The organism is Micromonospora sp. IBHARD003 (assembly GCF_056106285.1).
Map to the genome: position 1 here is coordinate 3,825,625 of NZ_JBWBBX010000001.1, position 18,217 is coordinate 3,843,841.

The following is an 18,217-nucleotide window of genomic DNA, read 5'->3' on the forward strand; positions in this document are numbered from 1 at the left end:
TCATGAAAATCCAGCGGGCCGGGTACGGCTCGTTCGCCGCGCTCGTCGCCCTGGTCCTGGTGATCTGCGCCGCGATCATCACCACCTTCACCGTCATCGGCAAGGGGCACGGCCGTGGCACCGAAGCCGCAGCCGCAGCCACGGCCGGATCCGCGACCGGCAGCGGCGGTCACGGCCGTGCGGCGGCACAGGCCGTGGGAACGGCCGGCTGGGCCGGGACCTGGTCCGCCGCGCCCGGGAAGGCGGGGGTCGCCCCCGCCGGCGGCTACTCGGTGCGCAATGTCGTCCACACCAGCCTCGGCGGCAGCCAGGCCCGGATCACCCTCTCCAACCTCTTCGGTGCCACCCCCCTGCGCATCGGGCACGCCTCCGTCGCCGTCGCCGCGGGCGGCGCCGGCGCGGTGCCCGGCACGCTGCGCGAGGTGCTGTTCGCCGGGCGGCCCTCCGTCACGGTGCCGCCGGGCGGACACGTCGTCAGTGACCCGGCCTCTCTCCCCGTCCCGGAGGACGGGCATCTGCTGGTGACGGTGCACGTCCCCGCACCCGGCACGGTCACCCTGCACGCCCGCGCCCGGCAGACCTCCTATCTCGCCGACGGCGACCGGACGCGGGACACCGGCGGCGGCGCCTACAGCAGGCGCACCTCGTCCTGGCACTATCTGACGGCCGTCGACGTCCGCGCTCCCGCCGCCCGCGGCACGGTGGTCGCCATCGGCGACTCCCTCACCGACGGTGCGGGCTCCACCCCTGACACCGACCACCGCTGGACGGACATCCTCGCGGAACGGCTGCGCACGGGCCGCTGGGCGTACGGAGTGGTCAACGGGGGCATCAGCGGCAACCGCGTCCTCAGCGACGGCACCGGTCCCAGCGCGCTGTCCCGCTTCGACCGCGATGTGCTCGACCGGTCCGGCGCCCGGGTCGTCGTGGTCGCCCTGGGCATCAACGACATCATCCGCCCGCCCCGGCCGGCGGACCCCGAGGCCGTCACGGCCGGTCTGCGCGGGCTCGCCCGGCAGGCGCGGGCCCATGGGCTGCGGGTCGCCGGGGCCACGCTCATGCCCTTCGAGGGGCACCGCCGCCACACCCCGGCCCTGGAGGCCGTGCGGCAGGAGGTGAACGCGGCGATACGCACGGGCACGGTCTTCGACACCGTCCTCGACTTCGACCGGGCCCTTCGCGATCCGTACGCACCCGAACGGCTCGACCCGGCCTACGACTCGGGCGACCACCTCCATCTCAACGACGCGGGATACGCACGGATGGCCCGGAGCGTGGATCTCACCGCACTGATCGGCGAACGGTCGTCGTCCCGTCTTTGAGCCTGTGGGACCAACCGCTGATCTGCACTGCCCGAAAGGGCAGTTGACACCCGGGAAGAGCACGGGACACCATCCCGCCGATGGAGATCGACGACCTGACGGAGGCGGAGCGGCGCGTCTGGGAAGCATTCCCGCGCGGCGCGGGCGTCGACTTCCGTGAGAGCCCCGACGACGACCCGGAGGACGGCGCCACCTGGGGTCCCGAACGGACCCTGCGCGCCACGGTGTTGAGGTCACTGCTGCTCAACGGGCCTTCGCAGGACGGGGAGATACCGGGTCTGAAGGTGTGGGGTGCCCGGATCACCGGTCGGCTGAACCTCACGTACGGCACGGTCGAGTGCGGCGTACGGCTGCGGGGGTGCCACTTCGACCGGGCGCCCGCGCTGTACGGGGCGCAGGTGCGTGCCCTGGCGCTCGACGAGTCCGCGCTGCCCGGGCTCGACGCGTCCAACCTCCGGGCCGGGGTGGTGCTGCGGCTGACCTGCTGCCGTACGACGGGGCCGGTGCGCCTCGCGGGCGCGCAGCTGTCCGCGTTCTTCGTCAACGGGGCTCGGCTGGGGACCCCGCCCGCCACGGATGGGCCGGGCGAATCCCCGGACCTGGCGGTGCTGCACCTCAACCACGCCGTGATCGACGCCGACGCCTGGGCGGTCGGGCTGGTCGCCCACGGCCAGGTCAGGCTGAACGGAGCCACCGTCGCCGGACAGGTCAACCTCGACGACGCACAGCTGCTCACCCCCGGTGGCACCGCGCTCCACGCCGAGAACCTGTCGGTCGGGACCGATCTGCGCGCCATGCGGCTGCGGGCGCAGGGCCGGGTCAATCTGAGCGGCGCGCGGATCCCCGGCCAGCTCAATCTCGCCTACGCCCGGCTGTCCCACCCCGAAGGGCAGGCACTGCGCGCGAGCAGCTGCACGATCGGCGAGTTGTGGCTGCGCGCTGCCGCCCCGGTCGAGGGCGCGCTGAATCTGCGACGCTCCCACATCGACCTGGTGCACATACCGCCGGAGGTGTTTCCGGACCGGCTCAGGCTGGACGGGCTCAGCTACCGCAGCCTCGCCCCGCACCTCCCCGCGCAGGAGCGGCTACCGCTGCTGGAACGCGAGGAGACCGGCTATGTGCCCTTCGCCTACGAGCAGTTGACCGCTGCCTACCGCACGGCGGGCGACGAGGCGGCCGCGCGCTCGGTCCAGCTCGCCAAGCAGCGCCGGCACCGTCGCACTCTGCCCTGGTACGCCCGGTTCTGGGGCCATCTCCAGGATGCGACGGTGGGGTACGGATTCCGTCCGATGCGCGCCGCGGGGTGGCTCCTGGCGCTGCTGATGAGCGGCAGTGTGGCTTTCGCGCTGCGGCACCCGCCGCCGCTGAAGGCGGACGAGGCACCCGACTTCAATCCGGTGTTCTACACCCTGGATCTGCTGCTGCCGATCATCGGTTTCGGACAGGAGTCGGCGTTCGCGCCGCGGGGCTGGTACCAGTGGCTGTCGTACGTCCTGGTCGTCACCGGCTGGGTCCTGGCCACGACGACCGCGGCGGGTATCAGTCGTTCGCTGAGCCGTCAGTAGCCGGGAGCGGGGAGCCGTGGGCGGGCGGAGTCGTCAGCGGGCGGAGTCGTCAGCGGGCGGAGGTCGGCGTCGTCAGCTGCCGGAGTCGTCAGCGGGCGGAGGTCGGCGTCGTCAGCTGCCGGAGTCGTCGGCGGGCGAACGTCGGCGTGGTGAGCTGACGGAGTCGCGGGCGGAGGTCGGCGGGCGGAGTCTTCGGCAGCCCGAGCCGTCGGCGGCCGGTGACCGTGTGTGTCCCCGGTGTTCCGGACGGTCGGCGTGCTCAGCGGCGGCGGAGGGCGACGCCGGACTCTTCCCCGTACTCCCCGAGGATGACGACGCCGAAGGTCGCGGTCACGAAGACCTTGACCGCGCGCAGCGCATCGCCGACGGGGTGGGTGTGGTGGGCCTCGGAGCCGGTGGCGGTGGCGCCCCGGCCGGGGCGGGCGGCTGGGTTGAAGGTCGCTGTGCTCATATATCCATGGTCGCTTTTCCGCCACCGGAAGGCATCGACCGAAGGTCCCGTCTCTTGGGCCGGAATCCCTACGACTTTAGGCAGGCGCTCATCCTCCTTGAGATGGGCACACCACTTACGTGGGGATGAGGGACGCATGCGCACAGCGTGGAAAACCATTCGCCCCGCCGCCCGGTGCTGACTAGAATCGCCCGTCTTGCCCGCCTCCCTCAGCGGAGAGCCGCCGTCCGGACGGAAACCGGCCGCGCAGTACTACTGCCGTACACCCAGGCGTACATCCGTACCACCCACGTTTCCCCGACGTCCTCGCCGTTGCTTCCGGAGGCAGCCCGTGCCTGCGCACGACCCCGTCGACTCCTCCCCCGACTCCGCCGACTCCCTCGATCCCCTCGATCCTTTCGACGATCCCCTCGATCCGGTCGATCCGGTCGATCCGCTCGGTCCCCTTGCTCATGAGCGCGCTCATCTGACCGCCTCGCGTGCCGCGCTCACCGCCATGCGGGAGGAGGTCCAGGCCCTCGACATCCGCGACGTCACGGCGAACTGGGTCAACGCCGCAGTCCTCGAGGCGCAGATCGAGGAGCGCGTCAACGCCCTCGCGGACCTCGCCCACACCCCGCTGTTCTTCGGCCGGCTCGACTATCTGCCCACCGCGCAGGCGGAGCAGCGCCCGCAGCTGGAGGCGGACGAGACGAGGCTGTACATCGGGCGCAGGCATGTCCACGACGCCGAGGGCGACCCGATGGTGATCGACTGGCGTGCGCCGGTGTCCCAGCCGTTCTACCGGGCCTCGAAGAAGGACCCGCAGGACGTGGCCCTGCGCCGGCGCTTCGGCTACACGGGCGGCGACCTCACCGCGTACGAGGACGAGCACCTCACCGATCCCCGGGAGGCCGAGCGGACGAGCCGGCTGCTCCAGCAGGAGATCGAGCGTCCGCGCGTCGGCCCGATGCGGGACATCGTGGCGACGATCCAGCCCGAGCAGGACGAGATCGTACGCTCGGGCCTGTCCGGCACGGTGTGCGTGCAGGGCGGCCCCGGCACCGGGAAGACGGCCGTCGGGCTGCACCGGGTGGCGTATCTGCTGTACGCGCACCGGGAGCGGCTCGCCCGCACGGGGACGCTCGTCATCGGGCCGAACCGCTCCTTCCTCCACTACATCGAGCAAGTGCTGCCCGCGCTCGGCGAGTTGGAGGTCAAGCAGGCCACGGTCGACGATCTCGTCGCCCATGTCGAGGTACGGGGCGAGGACGACGCGTCCGCGGCGATCGTCAAGGGTGACGCCCGGATGGCCGAGGTCCTCCGGCGGGCGGTCCGCTCCCACGTGACGACGCCCACGGAGGCCCTGATGGTGGTCCGCGGCTCGCGCCGCTGGCGGATCCCCGCATATGAACTCGAGGAGATCGTCCGGGAGTTGGAGGACCGGGACATCCGCTACGGCGCGGCTCGCGACGCCCTCCCCCAGCGCATCGCGCACGCCGTGCTCGTACGGATGGAGCAGGCCGGCGAGGCTCCCGACGACCGGGTGCAGGACGCGGTGGCGCGCAACCCGGCGGTGAAGGCGGCCGTGAAGGCGATCTGGCCGGCGGTGGACCCGGCGAACCTGGTGCTGCGGCTCCTCTCCGACCCGGACTTCCTCGCCGCGCACGCCGACGGCCTCCTCACCGCCGACGAGCAGAAGACGATCCTGTGGACCAAGCCGCCGCGCTCGGTCAGGACCGCGAAGTGGTCTCCCGCGGACGCCGTCCTGATCGACGAGGCGAAGGACCTGGTGGAGCGGACGCACTCACTCGGCCACGTCGTGCTCGACGAGGCGCAGGACCTGGCGCCCATGCAGTACCGGGCGGTGGGGCGGCGCTGCACGACCGGATCGGCGACCGTACTCGGCGACCTGGCGCAGGGAACGACGCCGTGGGCCACGGGCAGCTGGGCCGAGGCACTCGACCATCTCGGCAAGCCCGACGCGGCCGTGGAGGAGCTGACGGCAGGCTTCCGTGTGCCGCGCGAGGTCATCGCCTACGCCTCGCGGCTGCTCCCGCACATGTCCCCCGGGCTGGCGGAGGTCCGCTCGGTGCGTGAGTCCCCCGGGTCCCTGGCGATCCTGGCCGCCTCCGGTACGGACGACGTGGTGGCCGCGTGCCAGGAGGCCCTGCGCCATGAGGGCTCCATCGGCCTGATCGCCGCCGACGCGCGCATCCCCGACCTGGAGACCGCCCTGGCCGGAGCGGGGATGGCCCATCTGTCCCCCGGCGAGGAGACGACCGCCGGATCGCGGCTCACACTCGTCCCGGCATCCCTGGCGAAGGGCCTCGAGTACGACTACGTAGTTCTGGACGAGCCGGCGGCGATCGTGGACGGCGAGCCCGACGAGCGCACCGGGCTGCGCCGCCTCTACGTGGCCCTGACCCGTGCGGTCTCCGGCCTGACGGTGCTGCACGGGGCGCCGTTGCCGGAGCAGCTCACGGGCTGAGGCCCTGCCTCACGGCACTGCCGCCGGCCCGGCCCGGCAGGGCGACGGGCGGCAACCGGCAACCGGCAGGTGGTCGGCCCGCGGGTGGTCGGCTCTCAGGCGGTCAGCCGTCGAGGGTCCGCCGCCACTCCCGTACGGCCTTCTGGTCCACGGGGGTCTTCCATCCGCCGGGCCGGGCCGCGCCGCCGATGTGGAAGGCGTCGAGACCCGCGGCGCGCAGCGCCGGCAGGTGGTCCAGGCGGAGACCTCCGCCCACCATGATCTGCGCCTCGTAGCCCGGTTCGCCCTGCCGGGCCGCCTCGGCGCGGAGGACCGGCAGCCCGTCGTCCACACCCGCCGGGGACCCGGCGGTGAGATAGGTGTCGAGGCCCGGGAGGTCCGCGAGGTACTTGCGCAGAGCGTCACGGTCGGCCGCGCGGTCGATCGCCCGGTGGAACGTCCACCGGCAGCCCTCGATCTCGGCGACGAGCCGTTCGACGGTCACGAGATCGGGGTTGCCGCGGGCGTCCAGGAAGCCCAGGACGAACTCGTCGGCGCCCTCGGCCCTCAGCCCCTGCGCGGTGCGCACCAGCGCCTCCACGGCGTGTGCGTCACCGGCCGCGAAGCCGTCGGTGAGCCTCAGCATCACCCGCAGCGGGATGTCCACCGCCTCGCGCACGGACGCGAAGGTCTCCCGTGCGGGCGAGAGGCCGTCGGCCTCCATATCGCTGACGAGCTCGAGGCGGTCCGCGCCCGCGGCCTCGGCCGCCACCGCGTCCAGTGCGTCGAGGGCGATCACCTCCAGGACTGCACGGTTGCTCATGGCCCCATCCCTTCGAGCCCAACAGGTCTAGTCCAATATTAGGTCCAGCGTAGACCCTCGTCCCGGTGTGGTCAGCGACCGTTTCGGCCACTGCTCCCGCAGGACGGGTGTTCACGGGCGTCGCGGCGGCTCGACGCGGTCGCGGCAACGCGCCCTCGGCACTCGGCACTCGCGCACAGGCCGAAGCCCCCTGCACCCGGGCGGGTCACCCGCGACGGCCGCCTGCGCGCCGCCGCCACCGGCCCGCCCTGAGGGGCTGTTCCGCCTATGCCGACGAATCTCTGACTCAGAGCATCAGGGAGTGGCTTCAAAGTCCCATCTGCCCGGCGGCGGGGTTCCCGGCCTGACCGGAGGGACCGCCCGCGCCCTGTGACCCGGTCGTGCCGGGTCCGGAAGGCCCCGTGGACCCGGCGGACCCGGTCGACTCTGCGGACCCGGTGGACCCGGCCGCGTCACCGGGCTTCCCCCCGCCGGCCGCCGGAGCCTCCCCGGCCACGCCCGGCACCGCATGGCTGCTGTGCGTCTTCAGGTTGTAGGGCAGCAGTCGTGCGCCGTCCGTCGGGAAGTCGTCCTCGTCCTCCTCGCGGACCTCCTCGATATGCGTCGGGTGGTCCGGCGCCTTCGGCTGCTCCTCCGGGCGGGGCGCCCTCTCCTGGGCCCGTCGCCGCCCCTCGTACCACATCGCGCCCGCGAGCAGCGCGATCAGGACGAGTCCGATGATGAAGGGACCGATCCCGGCCAGCTGCGACGCCGCCGCCTGATCGGTGACCGGGCCGCTCTGGACGATCGTCAAGGAGTTCATGGGGTCTGCCTCCGGCCTCCGCGTTCGCGCAACGGCACACAAGCCTGACCCGACCATTATCGTCCGATACGCCCCTGAGCGGCGCCCGCAATCCCCTCCGGACGCCTCCCCTCCCCGTGGAGAATGGCCGCATGGCCGACCTCGAGGACCTCCGCAACCGCTGGCACGCCGCACTGCTCGCCGTCCGCGAGGAGCCCCTCCCCTCCGGCACGGTCCAGCCGGACCCGTACCGGTACGCCGACAATCTGCTGGCCCGCTGGTCACAGCCACAGCGGCGCTATCACACGGTCGGCCATCTGGCCGCGGTGCTCCGCCACATCGACACGCTGGCCCCGTACGCGGAAAACGCCGATGTCGTCCGCCTGGCGGCCTGGTTCCACGATGCCGTCTACGACCCGGAGCGTTCCGAGAACGAGGAGCGCAGCGCCCGTCTCGCCGAGAAGGCGCTGCCCGAGGCCGGGCTGACGCAGAAGGACACGGACGAGGTCGCCCGTCTCGTCCGCCTCACGGTCACCCACGCCGCCCAGGACGGCGACGGCAACGGCACGGTCCTGTGCGACGCCGACCTCGCGATCCTCGCGTCACCGCCGGACGCCTACGCCGCCTACGCCACCGCCGTCCGCGAGGAGTACGGCTTCGTCCCGGACGACGCCTTCCGCGCCGGCCGCGCGGACGTGCTGCGGCACCTTCTCGGCCTGCCCCGCCTCTTCCGCACCCCGTACGGGGAACGGGAGTGGGAGGCCGTGGCCCGGCGCAATCTGTCGGCGGAGCTGGAGCGGCTGAGCCGGGCGTGACGTCCTCACGGACACCGCCGGTCCGCCGTGCGCGGGCGGGCCTGTCCGCGGTGCTCCCGCTAACCGCGGTGCTTGCGCCGCCGCAGCCCCGCCTCCGTGATGCGGCGCACGAGCTCCTTCGAGCCGATCTCCACCGCGCCCGCCCGCACCGCGTCGTCGTAACGGTGTGCGGGGACGTCGTAGTGGTCGCGTTCGAAGGCGCGCGGCGGGCAGCCGATCGACGCGGCGAAGGCGTGCAGTTCCTCGAAGGACTCGTCGCTGACCAAGTGCGACCACATACGGCCATGGCCAGGCCAGGTCGGCGGGTCGATGTAGATCGTCACGGCAGCCGGCCGACGGGCGCCACCACGACGCCCGCCTTGCCGCACACCCAATGCGGATCGGGGCCGAGCTCCGGCTCCACATCGAGGGCGTGGGGGTCACCCGAGGAGCACACGGGACACAGTGGCCACCGCCCGTGCCTCTCGAGGATCGCGTCCTGGACGTCCTGGGCTATGAGCCCGGCGACGTACTCGGCCCCCTCGGGCCACTGCTCCACCCACCATCGGCGCTGGACGACCGCTTCCTCGACCAGCGAGACGACGTCGGCCTGTGCGACATCACGGGCCGCGAGGTCGGCCATCACAAGGGCGCGGGCCGCGTGCAGCGCCTGTTCCAACGGATCGACGTCGTTCATGGCGTCATTGTCTCCCGGGGGGCGGAGGGGGTTGACGGCCCAAAGGGGGCGAAAATATCTTTCAGTGGTGACCAACGAGGTGAAGGAAATTTTCATCGGTAGCCAGGGCGGCCGCCCCACGCGTCCGGTCGCCGACGCCCCGCCCGCGCCCGCCGCCCTCGCGGCGAAGGTGCGCACGCTCGTGCCCTCCATGACCCGCTCCATGCAGCGGGTCGCCGAGGCCGTCGCCGGGGACCCGGCCGGTTGTGCGGCGCTCACGGTCACCGGCCTCGCGGAGCTGACCGGCACCAGCGAGGCCACGGTCGTCCGTACCGCCCGCCTCCTCGGCTATCCCGGCTACCGCGATCTGCGGCTCGCGCTCGCGGGTCTCGCCGCCCAGCTGGAGTCGGGCCGCGCTCCGGCCGTCACGGCCGACATCACCGTGGACGACCCGCTGGCAGACGTCGTCGCCAAGCTCGCCCACGACGAGCAGCAGACCCTCGCGGACACCGCCGCGGGGCTCGACACCGTACAACTCGGGGCGGCGGTCGGTGCGCTCTCCGCCGCACGCCGCATCGACATCTACGGCGTGGGCGCATCGGGCCTCGTCGCCCAGGACCTCGCACAGAAGCTGCTGCGCATAGGCCTGGTCGCGCACGCCCACAGCGACCCCCACCTGGCCGTCACCAACGCGGTGCAGCTGCGCTCCGGCGACGTGGCCGTGGCGATCAGCCACTCCGGGTCGACCGGCGACATCATCGAGCCGCTGCGGGTGGCCTTCGACCACGGCGCGACGACCGTCGCGATCACCGGCCGTCCGGACGGTCCGGTCTCGCAGTACGCGGACCACGTCCTGACCACGTCCACGGCCCGTGAGAGTGAGCTGCGACCAGCGGCGATGTCGTCGCGCACCAGCCAACTGCTCGTCGTCGACTGCCTGTTCGTCGGCGTCGCACAGCGCACCTACGAGAAGGCGGCACCGGCGCTGGCCGCCTCGTACGAGGCGCTCGCACACCGCCACGCGCCGCGCACACGCTGACCGTTCACCGCCCCGACCGCCGACCGCCGACGCCGACGAGGGCCTCTCACCCTCCTCACCCTGCTCACCCTCGAACCGCCGAAAGAGCCGCGCACGCCATGACCCCCACGCACGACTCCCAGGACCACGCCGAGCTCCGGGCACAGCTGGCGGCGCTCACCACCGAGGCGTTCCGCCCCGAGCTCGCGGACATCGACCGGCTGCCCACGCTCGACATCGCCCGGATCATGAACGGCGAGGACCGCTCCGTCCCCGGCGCGGTCGCCGCGCAGCTGCCGGCCATCGCCGCAGCGATCGACGCGGCGGCGGAGCGCATGGCCCGCGGCGGACGGCTCGTCTACGCGGGCGCGGGCACGGCGGGCCGGCTCGGTGTCCTGGACGCGAGCGAGTGCCCGCCCACCTTCAACACCGGCCCCGACGAGGTCATCGGCCTGATCGCGGGCGGCGCCACGGCGATGGTGAACTCCGTCGAGGGCGCGGAGGACTCGGCGGAGCTCGCGGCGCGGGACCTGGAGGGCATCGGCCTCGCCGCCGACGACACGGTGGTCGGTATCTCGGCTTCCGGCCGCACTCCCTACGCCGTCGGAGCCGTCGAGCACGCCCGCGCCACCGGAGCACTGACGATCGGGCTGTCCTGCAACCCCGGGAGCGCGCTCGCCGCGGCGGCCGAGCACGGCATCGAGGTCGTCGTCGGGCCGGAACTTCTCACCGGCTCCACCCGGTTGAAGGCCGGCACGGCCCAGAAGCTCGTCCTCAACATGATCTCGACCATCACCATGATCCGTCTGGGCAAGACCTACGGGAACCTCATGGTCGACGTCCGCGCCTCCAACGAGAAGCTGCGCGCCCGCTCGCGCCGCATCGTGTCCCTGGCGACCGGCGCGACCGACGAGGCGATCGAGACGGCGCTGACCTCGGCGGACGGCGAGGTGAAGACGGCGATCCTCATGCTCCTCGCCGACATGGACGCCGCCACGGCGACCGCCCGTCTGGAGAAGGCGAGCGGACACCTCCGGGCGGCCTTGCGGGACGGGTGACCTGGGTCGGAGAATCGGCGGACCGTCTTGGGGACGGCCCCTACAAGGATGGTGTCCTCCAGGGGACACCATCCTGTGCATCACCTCAGGTCGAGATCCGTTCTCTGCTTCGACACCGGACCCGACAAGGCCAGGTCAGGTGATCTGGATCGCTTGCACCAGCACGGTGCCGGCGTTGGGGAAGTCCAGAGTCATGTTGCGCCCCAGCCAGTGCCACTTACCGTCAGCCTTCCACCAGATGTCGTTGTTGCCGGTGCTGAACTTGCTGACCCACATCCCACCCCGGCCACTGTCGTGACCGTTGATGATCTTGGTGAAGCGCCAGTCCCCCTTGTTCGCCCAGCAGTGGTCCGTCTTGTAATCCTGCGTTATACGGAGAAAGTCCGTACGGTCTCCACAGTTCACCTTGCTGATGGCGAGCGCGGGGGCGGCGGGGATGGCCGCGCCGAGCGCGACCGTCAGGACTGCGGTTGTCGCGATCCTCTTGAAGCTCAACTGCACTGGAGTGCCTCAACTTCCTTCGATATACCGGTGTATGTCGTTCCCCCGCCGGTGTAGTAGAGGCCCGCCGAGAGCAGTAGGTTCCAGCCACAGGCCACAAGCCTGTCGGACCGGAGCTACCCGCGGGGCACCGAGGCCGTCGCCGTTGACGTCACGGCGCGGCGCGCTGTTGCTGGACCACTGGGAAGCGCCCTGGGCATCGTGGATGACCAGGTTGCCGTCCGCCCTCGCCGGTCAGCTGCAGTCCCTCGACCTGGGCCTGGGGGGCTAGCTCGTCGGTCAGCCGGTCATCGACCGCCTTCGACGGCTGCGGCTCGGCTACCTGGCTGGTCTCGGCCTCGGTCACGTGCTCACTGGCCATCGGTGCATCTTCCTTGATCGGGAGTTACACCGAACCATTTACAGTCCTTAGCGGGACAGGCTCGAGGGCTGGCAGGTTCTGGGGTGTGCGGAGGCGGCCGCCCGGTGGTGAGGGGCGGCCGCGTCCAGGTCCTTCTGTGTGGGGGTTACGGCTTGGTGATGACGGGGGCGGAGAAGTTGCCCTTGCCGTTGCCCGTGTAGGTGTAGAAGGTGGTGCCGTTGCGCACGGTAACGACGTCGGCCTTGCCGTCGCCGTTGAAGTCACCGGCAGCGATGAGCTTGATACCACTCCAGCCCGTCAGCCTCTTTCGCACTCTTGCCGGGGTGGACTTCGATATGCCAAAACGCGGTGGCAGTGCACTCCGCATGAGAAGCCCAGACGCGGGATTCACGAGGGCAGCGACACGGCCTGGTCACGATACGCGGACGCACCTGGTGAAGCGGCTGATCAGCGGCATACCGTGCCCCGGCACCACACATTCAATGCCCTGGGGGGGGCCTTGTACACACGCACATGGCGGCTGGCAGCTGCCGGGCTCCTGGTGGTCGTCATGGCGGCCGTCAGCGGATGTTCCGCGCAAACCGTAAGAGACCCGGCCGACCGGCCTTCGACCGGACCAAGTGCCTCCGCCGCCGAGGACCCGCGCATGCCGAGTCAGGCGGAGCTGGAGGCGAGTCGGCTGACCAAGGAGGAATTGGCCGCGCTCGGCTACGTGGGCATATGGGACGACACCACCCTGAAGGACCTCACCAGTTTCGAGCAGACAGCAGTGGAGCCGATGGAATGCATCGGGATCGGCGATGTGATGCTCGCCGGCTACCCGCACGCGTCCTCGGCCTATGCCCAGGTGAACTACTCTCCAAGGAAAACGGCGATGTTCTCGGGCTATGTCGTGCTGGCAAGTGATTCCCAGTTCGGCACAAGGGACTTCCTCGGCATGGCGAAGAACTCACTGAAGACGTGCGACCGGTTCACCTATTCAGGCAGGTATGGCGGCAAGATCACGACTAGGCTCGAGCCGGGTCCTTCGGACAACTGGGGCGACGAATCCATCAGTTTCACCGCTCTCTCCACCTGGCAAGCAGAGGATGGCCCTGTAGACCACAGGGAGGCGTTCGTCCTGGTCCGCAGTGGCGCGACGACGATCCGCTTCAACCTCGAGACCTTCTACCCGGCTCAATCCCGGGAGAAGAGGACCACTCCGGAGATCAGCCGCTCCTTGATCACCCAGCAGGTCGCCAAGGTGCAAGGAACCCAACGGAGTTGATCAGGCGTCAGCCTGAACGTCCTTGCCGTTTACGCCGAGGACCGTCTGCCCACCCGCGCAATCGGCAACGACGTCTCCAACACTGCCCATTGGCCGCCTGAGAGATCCCCACGCCCCACACCGAGATCATCACGGCGCCGCAGCGCAGCTGGCTGCGCCGACCCACGCCGACCGAGTCGCACAGCTCCGCGCCGAGGCCACTGTGCTGCTTCGTCTCCTCGACGACCACGGCACTTCGTAAGGCGGCAGATCCGTCGTACCGTGCCCGGCTGAACAGCCACCTCGTCGCGATCCGCCGCCTATGCCCCGCTGGTCCGCCGCCGATCCGCCGGACCAGAGCTACCCGCCGGGCACCGGCGCGAGGCCGCACACGAACTCTGCTGACTCGAAGATCTCCGGCGTCAGACGTATGCCCGTGATGCGGTGGGCGAGCTCGAAGGAGGCATCGAGGTTCTCCTCGGACTCCCAGTCGTCGTCCTCACTGAGGTCGAACCCGCACTCCTGCATCTCGGTCAGCAGTTCGTCCGGGTGGCTGCCGTCGCGGTGGCAGGCGGAAAGCGGGTCGAAGTGCAGGCGTACGACGCCGTCCTCGTACCAGTCGAAGTGGCCCACCCCGTTGACGTTGCAGAAGTGCGAAACCACTGTGCGTCCGCGCGAGATGGGGAGCATGGCTTCGTCCGTGATGCCCAGATAGCCGTTGTACTCGACCATCAGAGACCAGCCGCCGAGGGAAGCTGCCGCCACGAACGACTGGTCGTCGTCGTCGACGCCGAACGACGGCTCGCACAGGTCCGCCACGCCGGTGATTCGCATGTGGGGCTCGGCTCCGAGTGACCGGAGCAGTTCCTCGGGGGTCAGCCCGTTGACAAGCGTGATGCAGTACGCGTCCATCAGGTCGTCGTACTCGTTGAGCCACTCGTAGTCGGCTGCGTTGGTGGTGTCGGTCATGGGGTCAGCATCGCAGCCGCCACTGACAATCAACTGATTGACGGTACGTCACTTTCCCTCCCTGCGCGACGCTTTGCGCGGCCGTAGCCTCCTCCGGGAAGTGCTGCGCCGAAGCGCGGGGGTCGGCGCAGCACGGTCGTCACCGAAAGCGCCGGCCACCGGTTCACGCCGAGCACGAAGCGCCCCTCACCCAGGGCCACTTCGTACCGCTTCAACGGGGCACCTCATGGGGAAGGCAGGCCTCCGAGCCGTGTTCCGACGACGACGGTGGCGTACAGCTCGTCCGACGTGGCGACGCACGGCACCAGCCCGCTGCGGGCCACGGCTTCGACGGCCGCCGCCGCCTGCCGCTCGCTCGTCTCGAACAGCAGGCAACCACCGGGCGCCAGCCACGCCCCGGCCTCGGCCGTCACCCGGCGCAGCACATCCAGCCCGTCCGCGCCGCCGTCCAGCGCGACGAGCGGCTCGTGTATGCGGGCCTCCGCGGGCAGCAGACCAACCTCCCGGGTCGGTACGTACGGGACGTTCGCGGCCAGGACGTCGACGCGGCCGCGCAGTTCCCGGGGCAGCGGTGCGAAGAGATCACCCTCGTACACCAGCCCCCCGTACGCCTCCACATTGCGCCGGGCGCACCGCACCGCGGCCGGATCGACATCCGCGGCGTACAGCACCGTGTCACCCCCCAGCCCTGCGGCCAGCGCGGCACCCACCGCGCCCGTACCGCAGCACAGATCGACGACGACGGCCGCGTCCGGACGGGTGCCGCACCTGTCGAGGGCCTGCTGCACCAGGAATTCGGTACGGCGGCGGGGTACGAAGACCCCGGGATCCACGGCGATCCGCAGCCCCCGGAACCGGGCCCAGCCGAGTACATGTTCCAGAGGGTGGCCGTCGGCGCGCCGGTCGACCATGACGGACAGTTCGGCGGGGGTACGGGCAGTGGAGACGAGCAGTTCCGCCTCGTCCTCGGCGAAGACACAACCGGCGGCGCGGAGCCGGGCGACGATGACGGACGGATCGGGCGACGTGAGCGACATGGGAGCCTTTCGGAATGCCGAGCGGGGCTCCCTCAGCCGCCTACGACGACGGCACGGAGGCAAGCACCCAGCCTGCAACAGCGGTAATGGGTCTCACCTCCTTGACTCCGGTACTTCTGGAGAGGTCACTTTACGCCACCCGCCGCTCACGTCGGTCACGGAACCGTGCCCGGCTCCACGACCCACTCAACCGGCTGACGTGCGGGTCGCACAGAAGGTTCTGCTCACGGCAGCCGCCCCTCCCTGTTCCGCTCCCTGACCCGCGCCCGCAGGACCTCGCCCGGCGGCGCGGGCCTCAGTGCCTCGGGCGGGCAGTCCCATTCCCGGCCGCCGCCCGGCGGGCGCAGCTGGACGTACGGGCCGTCATGACCCATGACCCGTCCTATGCGCCCGTCGCGCACGTCGATCGCGTAGTCGCCGCGGCGGGGCCGGGAAGCCGGGGGAAGGGCACTCATCGGCGTGCCTCGTGCAGCACGGCCGCGAGCCGCAGCGCCGTGTCCAGGTTGCAGCGCCCCAGGTCGACGAGCGGGTAGCTGCCCGCGTCGCTGGTGAGCGACACCAGGTCCACCCGCAGGGACGGCAGGGTCACCCCCGTCGATTCGAGCTCCGCCCGCAGCTGGGCGATGACCTCCTCCGCGGCCCGGATCCTCTCCGCCGCTCGGACAAGCGCCATCAGACACCTCCACTCTGAGTATTCGCGTTCTGTACACAGCGTGGTCACTCGAGGGCTAGCCTGGCCAGTATCGGCGGCCCAACAACCCCACGTGCGTGACACGGAGTTGACATGCCAGGACCGAAGGACCTCGACCCGTCCGCCTCTCCGCGGGCGCTGCTCGGCGCGGAGCTGAGGCACGCCCGCGAGAAGGCCGGCCTCAGCCAGCGCGAGCTGGGCGAACCGCTGTTCGTGAGCGCCTCGTTCATCGGACAGCTGGAAGCGGGCACGCGCCGGATGCAGCCCGACATCGCGTGCCGGATCGACGAGATACTGGGCACGAACGGCTTCTTCGAGCGGAACTGCAAAGCCGCCAACAAGTCGAAGTATCCGGACCACTTCGCCGAGGCGGCGGAGGCGGAGGCGCTCGCCACGACGATCAAGGAGTACGCCCCGCTGCTGATCCCGGGGCTGCTGCAGACGGAGGACTACGCACGGGCGGTGTTCCGCGCGTATCAGCCGACGGCTCCGGAGGCGGCGATCGACGTGCTGGTCGACGCGCGGCTGGACCGGGCACGGATCCTCGACCATCCAACAACGCCGATGTTGTGGGCCGTTCTGGACGAGGCGGTGCTGCGGCGCAAGGTCGGCGACGAGGTGGTGATGGCGGAGGCGCTGGGTCATATCGGGGCGATGGCGCGGCGCCACCGGGTGATTGTGCAGGTGCTGCCCTTCGCAGCAGGTGCGCATGCGTCCCTGAACGGTTCGCTCAAGCTGATGGCCTTCACCGACGCACCCCCGCTCGCCTACCTCCAAGGACCCGGTACAGGTCAACTGGAGGACGACCCGGCCACGGTCGCCCGTCATGAGCTGACCTACGATCTGGTTGCGGCGAGCGCACTGTCACCGCAGGAATCCCTGGCCTTGATCGAGTCAGTGGCGGAGGATTACGCGCATGAAGAGCACCAGCCCTGAGTACGACCTGAGCACGGCCGTCTGGCACAAGTCCAGCTACAGCGGAGGCGACGGCGGCGACTGCCTCGAGGTCGCCACTTGGCGCAAGTCCACCTACAGCGGCGGCAGCGGAGGCGACTGCCTCGAGGTCGCCGACGACCATCCCGGCATCGTCCCCGTCCGGGACTCCAAGCACCCGGACGGCCCGAAGCTCGTGTTCCGGGCCGCCGCCTGGTCCGCGTTCGTGGCCGGCGTCAAGCACGGCTAGCCACGTCACCTGCCCCCGGCTGTCGGCAGCCGGGGGCAGGTGACGTGTAGTCGGGCAGGTCGGCGACGCTGCTGACCTTCTGACCCTCCCTGAGCATCCAGTTCAGGAAGAAGGGCCTGGACAGCAGACCGTTGCGCAACCGCAGCCCGGTGTTGGTCCTCGGCGCGAGGAAGGGTCCGGTGCGGTCGCCGCCCTTCTGGCAGCCCTGGGCGTAGTCGCGCAGCAGCGACTCGTAGCGGGTGAAGGCCGTCCGGTGGTCGCCGTCCGCCCGCGCCAGCTCGCCCGCCAGGACGTATGCGGCGACGATCGCCGTGCCCGTACCCATCCCGCCGATGGTGGCGCCGCAGGCCGCGTCGCCGAGGAGGGCGATCCGTCCGCTGGACCAGGTGGGCACGTCCGCGCGGCAGATGGAGTCGACGTACAGCTCGGGTGCGTCGTCGAGCGATTCGAGCAGCCGCGGCACCTCCCAGCCCAGGTCCGAGAAGGCCCGCACGATCAGGGCCTTCTGCTGCTCCAGGTCATGGCGGTCGTAGTCCAACCGCGGTGAGGCGAAGACGAAGAAGGCTCCCGCCTGCTCCGGGTCCCTGTAGTCGGCGCCGGCGGCCGCCAGCCTGCCCGGGGTGTTGAGGCCGATCGAACCCTTGCCGCTTTCCAGCCCCAGGTAGTTGGGGAGCCGCCAGGTGGCCGCGTAGTAGCCGAGGTGGCTGACGTACTGCTCCTCCGGTCCGAACGCCAGACGTCGGACGTTCGAGTGGATCCCGTCCGCGCCGATGACGAGGCCGAACTCGCGCGGCGCGGCGTGCCGGAAGGTGACCCGCACACCCGACGGGGTCTCGGTCAGCGAGGTGATCGAGTCCCCGAAGAGGTACTCCGTGTGCGGGGACCTGTGCTCGTAGAGCACCCGGGACAGGTCGCCGCGGAGCACCTCGATGTCTCCCCCGGCGAACCCGGCGGGCAGATGGAGCCGCGTGCGACCGCGCTCGTCGACGAAGGTCATCGGGCTGCCGCCGGTCCGCACCCGGTGCAGATCGGGCAGCACGCCCATCCGCTCCAGCACCGTCATATGTGTCTCGCCGCGGAAGTCGACGGCCTGGCCGCCCGCACGCAGGGCCGGGGTGAGCTCGACGACGGTGGGTGCGAAGCCGAGGCGGCCCAGCCAGAGGGCCAGGGCGGGTCCGGCGATGCTCGCGCCGGAGATGAGGACGGTCTTGTTCGGGCTCACGGTCATGGTCACGGCGTTCCCCCTCGTATCAGAACTGCGTCTGACGAAAACTGCGTCCGATGGACACGGT

Annotated in this window: 22 protein-coding genes; 9 read left to right on the top strand and 13 right to left on the bottom strand. The window is 70.9% G+C overall.

Annotation, left to right across the window (positions count from 1 at the left end; all coding sequences use genetic code 11):
* The first annotated feature begins 2 nt into the window (after positions 1-2).
* Together ACTWOL_RS16905 and ACTWOL_RS16910 are read left to right on the top strand one after the other, a co-directional pair.
* On the top strand, positions 3-1,322 hold the full coding sequence (locus tag ACTWOL_RS16905; RefSeq protein ID WP_474297558.1) for an SGNH/GDSL hydrolase family protein: 1,320 nt from the start codon (positions 3-5) through the stop codon (positions 1,320-1,322).
* A gap of 80 nt (positions 1,323-1,402) precedes the next feature.
* Positions 1,403-2,887, top strand: a complete 1,485-nt coding sequence (locus tag ACTWOL_RS16910) for a hypothetical protein (RefSeq protein WP_474297559.1) — start codon at positions 1,403-1,405, stop codon at positions 2,885-2,887.
* Between the two features lie 259 nt (positions 2,888-3,146).
* Here the strand turns inward: ACTWOL_RS16910 and ACTWOL_RS16915 are convergent, their stop codons facing one another.
* On the bottom strand, positions 3,147-3,338 hold the full coding sequence (locus tag ACTWOL_RS16915; RefSeq protein ID WP_474297560.1) for a hypothetical protein: 192 nt from the start codon (positions 3,336-3,338) through the stop codon (positions 3,147-3,149).
* Between the two features lie 331 nt (positions 3,339-3,669).
* Between ACTWOL_RS16915 and ACTWOL_RS16920 the strand changes: the two genes are divergently transcribed.
* The gene (locus ACTWOL_RS16920) at positions 3,670-5,808 is read left to right on the top strand and encodes a HelD family protein (RefSeq protein ID WP_474297561.1); all 2,139 of its coding nucleotides are present in this window, start codon (positions 3,670-3,672) and stop codon (positions 5,806-5,808) included.
* A gap of 103 nt (positions 5,809-5,911) precedes the next feature.
* Here ACTWOL_RS16920 and ACTWOL_RS16925 read toward each other — a convergent pair whose 3' ends face one another.
* Positions 5,912-6,610: a copper homeostasis protein CutC gene (locus ACTWOL_RS16925; protein WP_474297562.1), complete on the bottom strand. Its 699-nt coding sequence runs from the start codon at positions 6,608-6,610 to the stop codon at positions 5,912-5,914.
* A 307-nt stretch (positions 6,611-6,917) separates the two neighbouring features.
* Positions 6,918-7,412 (bottom strand): DUF6479 family protein, encoded by a 495-nt coding sequence (locus tag ACTWOL_RS16930; RefSeq protein ID WP_474297563.1) that lies wholly within the window; start codon positions 7,410-7,412, stop codon positions 6,918-6,920.
* A 131-nt stretch (positions 7,413-7,543) separates the two neighbouring features.
* On the opposite strand from ACTWOL_RS16930, the gene ACTWOL_RS16935 reads away from it, so the two are divergent.
* Positions 7,544-8,206: an HD domain-containing protein gene (locus tag ACTWOL_RS16935; RefSeq protein ID WP_474297564.1), complete on the top strand. Its 663-nt coding sequence runs from the start codon at positions 7,544-7,546 to the stop codon at positions 8,204-8,206.
* 59 nt (positions 8,207-8,265) lie between these two features.
* Here ACTWOL_RS16935 and ACTWOL_RS16940 read toward each other — a convergent pair whose 3' ends face one another.
* Both ACTWOL_RS16940 and ACTWOL_RS16945 read right to left on the bottom strand, forming a co-directional pair.
* Positions 8,266-8,529 (bottom strand): DUF4031 domain-containing protein, encoded by a 264-nt coding sequence (locus tag ACTWOL_RS16940; RefSeq protein WP_474297565.1) that lies wholly within the window; start codon positions 8,527-8,529, stop codon positions 8,266-8,268.
* Positions 8,526-8,882, bottom strand: a complete 357-nt coding sequence (locus ACTWOL_RS16945; RefSeq protein ID WP_474297566.1) for a hypothetical protein — start codon at positions 8,880-8,882, stop codon at positions 8,526-8,528. The genes ACTWOL_RS16940 and ACTWOL_RS16945 overlap by 4 nt, the downstream gene beginning before the upstream one ends.
* A 67-nt stretch (positions 8,883-8,949) precedes the next feature.
* Between ACTWOL_RS16945 and ACTWOL_RS16950 the strand changes: the two genes are divergently transcribed.
* Together ACTWOL_RS16950 and murQ are read left to right on the top strand one after the other, a co-directional pair.
* A complete protein-coding gene (locus ACTWOL_RS16950; protein ID WP_474297567.1) occupies positions 8,950-9,900 on the top strand; it encodes a MurR/RpiR family transcriptional regulator in 951 nt (316 codons plus the stop codon).
* A gap of 98 nt (positions 9,901-9,998) precedes the next feature.
* Positions 9,999-10,937 (top strand): N-acetylmuramic acid 6-phosphate etherase, encoded by a 939-nt coding sequence (murQ, locus tag ACTWOL_RS16955; RefSeq protein ID WP_474297568.1) that lies wholly within the window; start codon positions 9,999-10,001, stop codon positions 10,935-10,937.
* Between the two features lie 135 nt (positions 10,938-11,072).
* Here the strand turns inward: murQ and ACTWOL_RS16960 are convergent, their stop codons facing one another.
* From ACTWOL_RS16960 to ACTWOL_RS16970, 3 genes are all read right to left on the bottom strand, one after another.
* The gene (locus tag ACTWOL_RS16960; RefSeq protein ID WP_474297569.1) at positions 11,073-11,432 is read right to left on the bottom strand and encodes a beta/gamma crystallin domain-containing protein; all 360 of its coding nucleotides are present in this window, start codon (positions 11,430-11,432) and stop codon (positions 11,073-11,075) included.
* A gap of 157 nt (positions 11,433-11,589) precedes the next feature.
* The gene (locus tag ACTWOL_RS16965) at positions 11,590-11,799 is read right to left on the bottom strand and encodes a hypothetical protein (protein WP_474297570.1); all 210 of its coding nucleotides are present in this window, start codon (positions 11,797-11,799) and stop codon (positions 11,590-11,592) included.
* Between the two features lie 145 nt (positions 11,800-11,944).
* On the bottom strand, positions 11,945-12,112 hold the full coding sequence (locus ACTWOL_RS16970; RefSeq protein WP_474297571.1) for an FG-GAP repeat domain-containing protein: 168 nt from the start codon (positions 12,110-12,112) through the stop codon (positions 11,945-11,947).
* 333 nt (positions 12,113-12,445) lie between these two features.
* Here ACTWOL_RS16970 and ACTWOL_RS16975 point away from each other — a divergent pair, with 333 nt between their 5' ends.
* Positions 12,446-13,066, top strand: coding sequence for a hypothetical protein (locus ACTWOL_RS16975; RefSeq protein WP_474297572.1), 621 nt, complete (start codon positions 12,446-12,448; stop codon positions 13,064-13,066).
* Between the two features lie 339 nt (positions 13,067-13,405).
* On the opposite strand, the gene ACTWOL_RS16980 is transcribed toward ACTWOL_RS16975, so the two are convergent.
* The 4 genes from ACTWOL_RS16980 to ACTWOL_RS16995 all read right to left on the bottom strand — a co-directional run bounded on the left by ACTWOL_RS16980 (position 13,406) and on the right by ACTWOL_RS16995 (position 15,724).
* The gene (locus ACTWOL_RS16980; protein WP_474297573.1) at positions 13,406-14,014 is read right to left on the bottom strand and encodes a DUF6461 domain-containing protein; all 609 of its coding nucleotides are present in this window, start codon (positions 14,012-14,014) and stop codon (positions 13,406-13,408) included.
* A gap of 224 nt (positions 14,015-14,238) precedes the next feature.
* Positions 14,239-15,051 carry a putative protein N(5)-glutamine methyltransferase gene (locus ACTWOL_RS16985; protein ID WP_474297574.1) on the bottom strand — a complete coding sequence of 271 codons (813 nt, stop codon included), beginning with the start codon at positions 15,049-15,051 and terminating at the stop codon, positions 14,239-14,241.
* A 224-nt stretch (positions 15,052-15,275) separates the two neighbouring features.
* Entirely contained in the window at positions 15,276-15,506 is a 231-nt protein-coding gene (locus tag ACTWOL_RS16990) for a hypothetical protein (RefSeq protein WP_474297575.1), read from the bottom strand.
* A complete protein-coding gene (locus ACTWOL_RS16995) occupies positions 15,503-15,724 on the bottom strand; it encodes a hypothetical protein (protein WP_474297576.1) in 222 nt (73 codons plus the stop codon). Before ACTWOL_RS16995 ends, ACTWOL_RS16990 begins: the two co-directional genes overlap by 4 nt.
* A 111-nt stretch (positions 15,725-15,835) precedes the next feature.
* On the opposite strand from ACTWOL_RS16995, the gene ACTWOL_RS17000 reads away from it, so the two are divergent.
* Positions 15,836-16,678: a helix-turn-helix domain-containing protein gene (locus ACTWOL_RS17000; RefSeq protein WP_474297577.1), complete on the top strand. Its 843-nt coding sequence runs from the start codon at positions 15,836-15,838 to the stop codon at positions 16,676-16,678.
* Positions 16,659-16,925 (top strand): DUF397 domain-containing protein, encoded by a 267-nt coding sequence (locus ACTWOL_RS17005; protein ID WP_474297578.1) that lies wholly within the window; start codon positions 16,659-16,661, stop codon positions 16,923-16,925. The genes ACTWOL_RS17000 and ACTWOL_RS17005 overlap by 20 nt, the downstream gene beginning before the upstream one ends.
* Here ACTWOL_RS17005 and ACTWOL_RS17010 read toward each other — a convergent pair.
* Entirely contained in the window at positions 16,912-18,153 is a 1,242-nt protein-coding gene (locus tag ACTWOL_RS17010) for an FAD-dependent monooxygenase (protein ID WP_474301179.1), read from the bottom strand. The genes ACTWOL_RS17005 and ACTWOL_RS17010 overlap by 14 nt on opposite strands.
* Positions 18,154-18,217 lie beyond the last annotated feature (64 nt).

Bases quoted from the DNA above. Each gene is read 5' to 3' on its own strand.
- ACTWOL_RS16905 (WP_474297558.1), top strand. From the start codon at position 3: ATGAAAATCCAGCGGGCCGGGTACGGCTCGTTCGCCGCGCTCGTCGCC.
- ACTWOL_RS16910 (WP_474297559.1), top strand. From the start codon at position 1,403: ATGGAGATCGACGACCTGACGGAGGCGGAGCGGCGCGTCTGGGAAGCA.
- ACTWOL_RS16915 (WP_474297560.1), bottom strand. From the start codon at position 3,338: ATGAGCACAGCGACCTTCAACCCAGCCGCCCGCCCCGGCCGGGGCGCC.
- ACTWOL_RS16925 (WP_474297562.1), bottom strand. From the start codon at position 6,610: ATGAGCAACCGTGCAGTCCTGGAGGTGATCGCCCTCGACGCACTGGAC.
- ACTWOL_RS16930 (WP_474297563.1), bottom strand. From the start codon at position 7,412: ATGAACTCCTTGACGATCGTCCAGAGCGGCCCGGTCACCGATCAGGCG.
- ACTWOL_RS16935 (WP_474297564.1), top strand. From the start codon at position 7,544: ATGGCCGACCTCGAGGACCTCCGCAACCGCTGGCACGCCGCACTGCTC.
- ACTWOL_RS16945 (WP_474297566.1), bottom strand. From the start codon at position 8,882: ATGAACGACGTCGATCCGTTGGAACAGGCGCTGCACGCGGCCCGCGCC.
- murQ (WP_474297568.1), top strand. From the start codon at position 9,999: ATGACCCCCACGCACGACTCCCAGGACCACGCCGAGCTCCGGGCACAG.
- ACTWOL_RS16965 (WP_474297570.1), bottom strand. From the start codon at position 11,799: ATGGCCAGTGAGCACGTGACCGAGGCCGAGACCAGCCAGGTAGCCGAG.
- ACTWOL_RS16975 (WP_474297572.1), top strand. From the start codon at position 12,446: ATGCCGAGTCAGGCGGAGCTGGAGGCGAGTCGGCTGACCAAGGAGGAA.
- ACTWOL_RS16980 (WP_474297573.1), bottom strand. From the start codon at position 14,014: ATGACCGACACCACCAACGCAGCCGACTACGAGTGGCTCAACGAGTAC.
- ACTWOL_RS16985 (WP_474297574.1), bottom strand. From the start codon at position 15,051: ATGTCGCTCACGTCGCCCGATCCGTCCGTCATCGTCGCCCGGCTCCGC.
- ACTWOL_RS16990 (WP_474297575.1), bottom strand. From the start codon at position 15,506: ATGAGTGCCCTTCCCCCGGCTTCCCGGCCCCGCCGCGGCGACTACGCG.
- ACTWOL_RS16995 (WP_474297576.1), bottom strand. From the start codon at position 15,724: ATGGCGCTTGTCCGAGCGGCGGAGAGGATCCGGGCCGCGGAGGAGGTC.
- ACTWOL_RS17000 (WP_474297577.1), top strand. From the start codon at position 15,836: ATGCCAGGACCGAAGGACCTCGACCCGTCCGCCTCTCCGCGGGCGCTG.
- ACTWOL_RS17005 (WP_474297578.1), top strand. From the start codon at position 16,659: ATGAAGAGCACCAGCCCTGAGTACGACCTGAGCACGGCCGTCTGGCAC.
- ACTWOL_RS17010 (WP_474301179.1), bottom strand. From the start codon at position 18,153: ATGACCGTGAGCCCGAACAAGACCGTCCTCATCTCCGGCGCGAGCATC.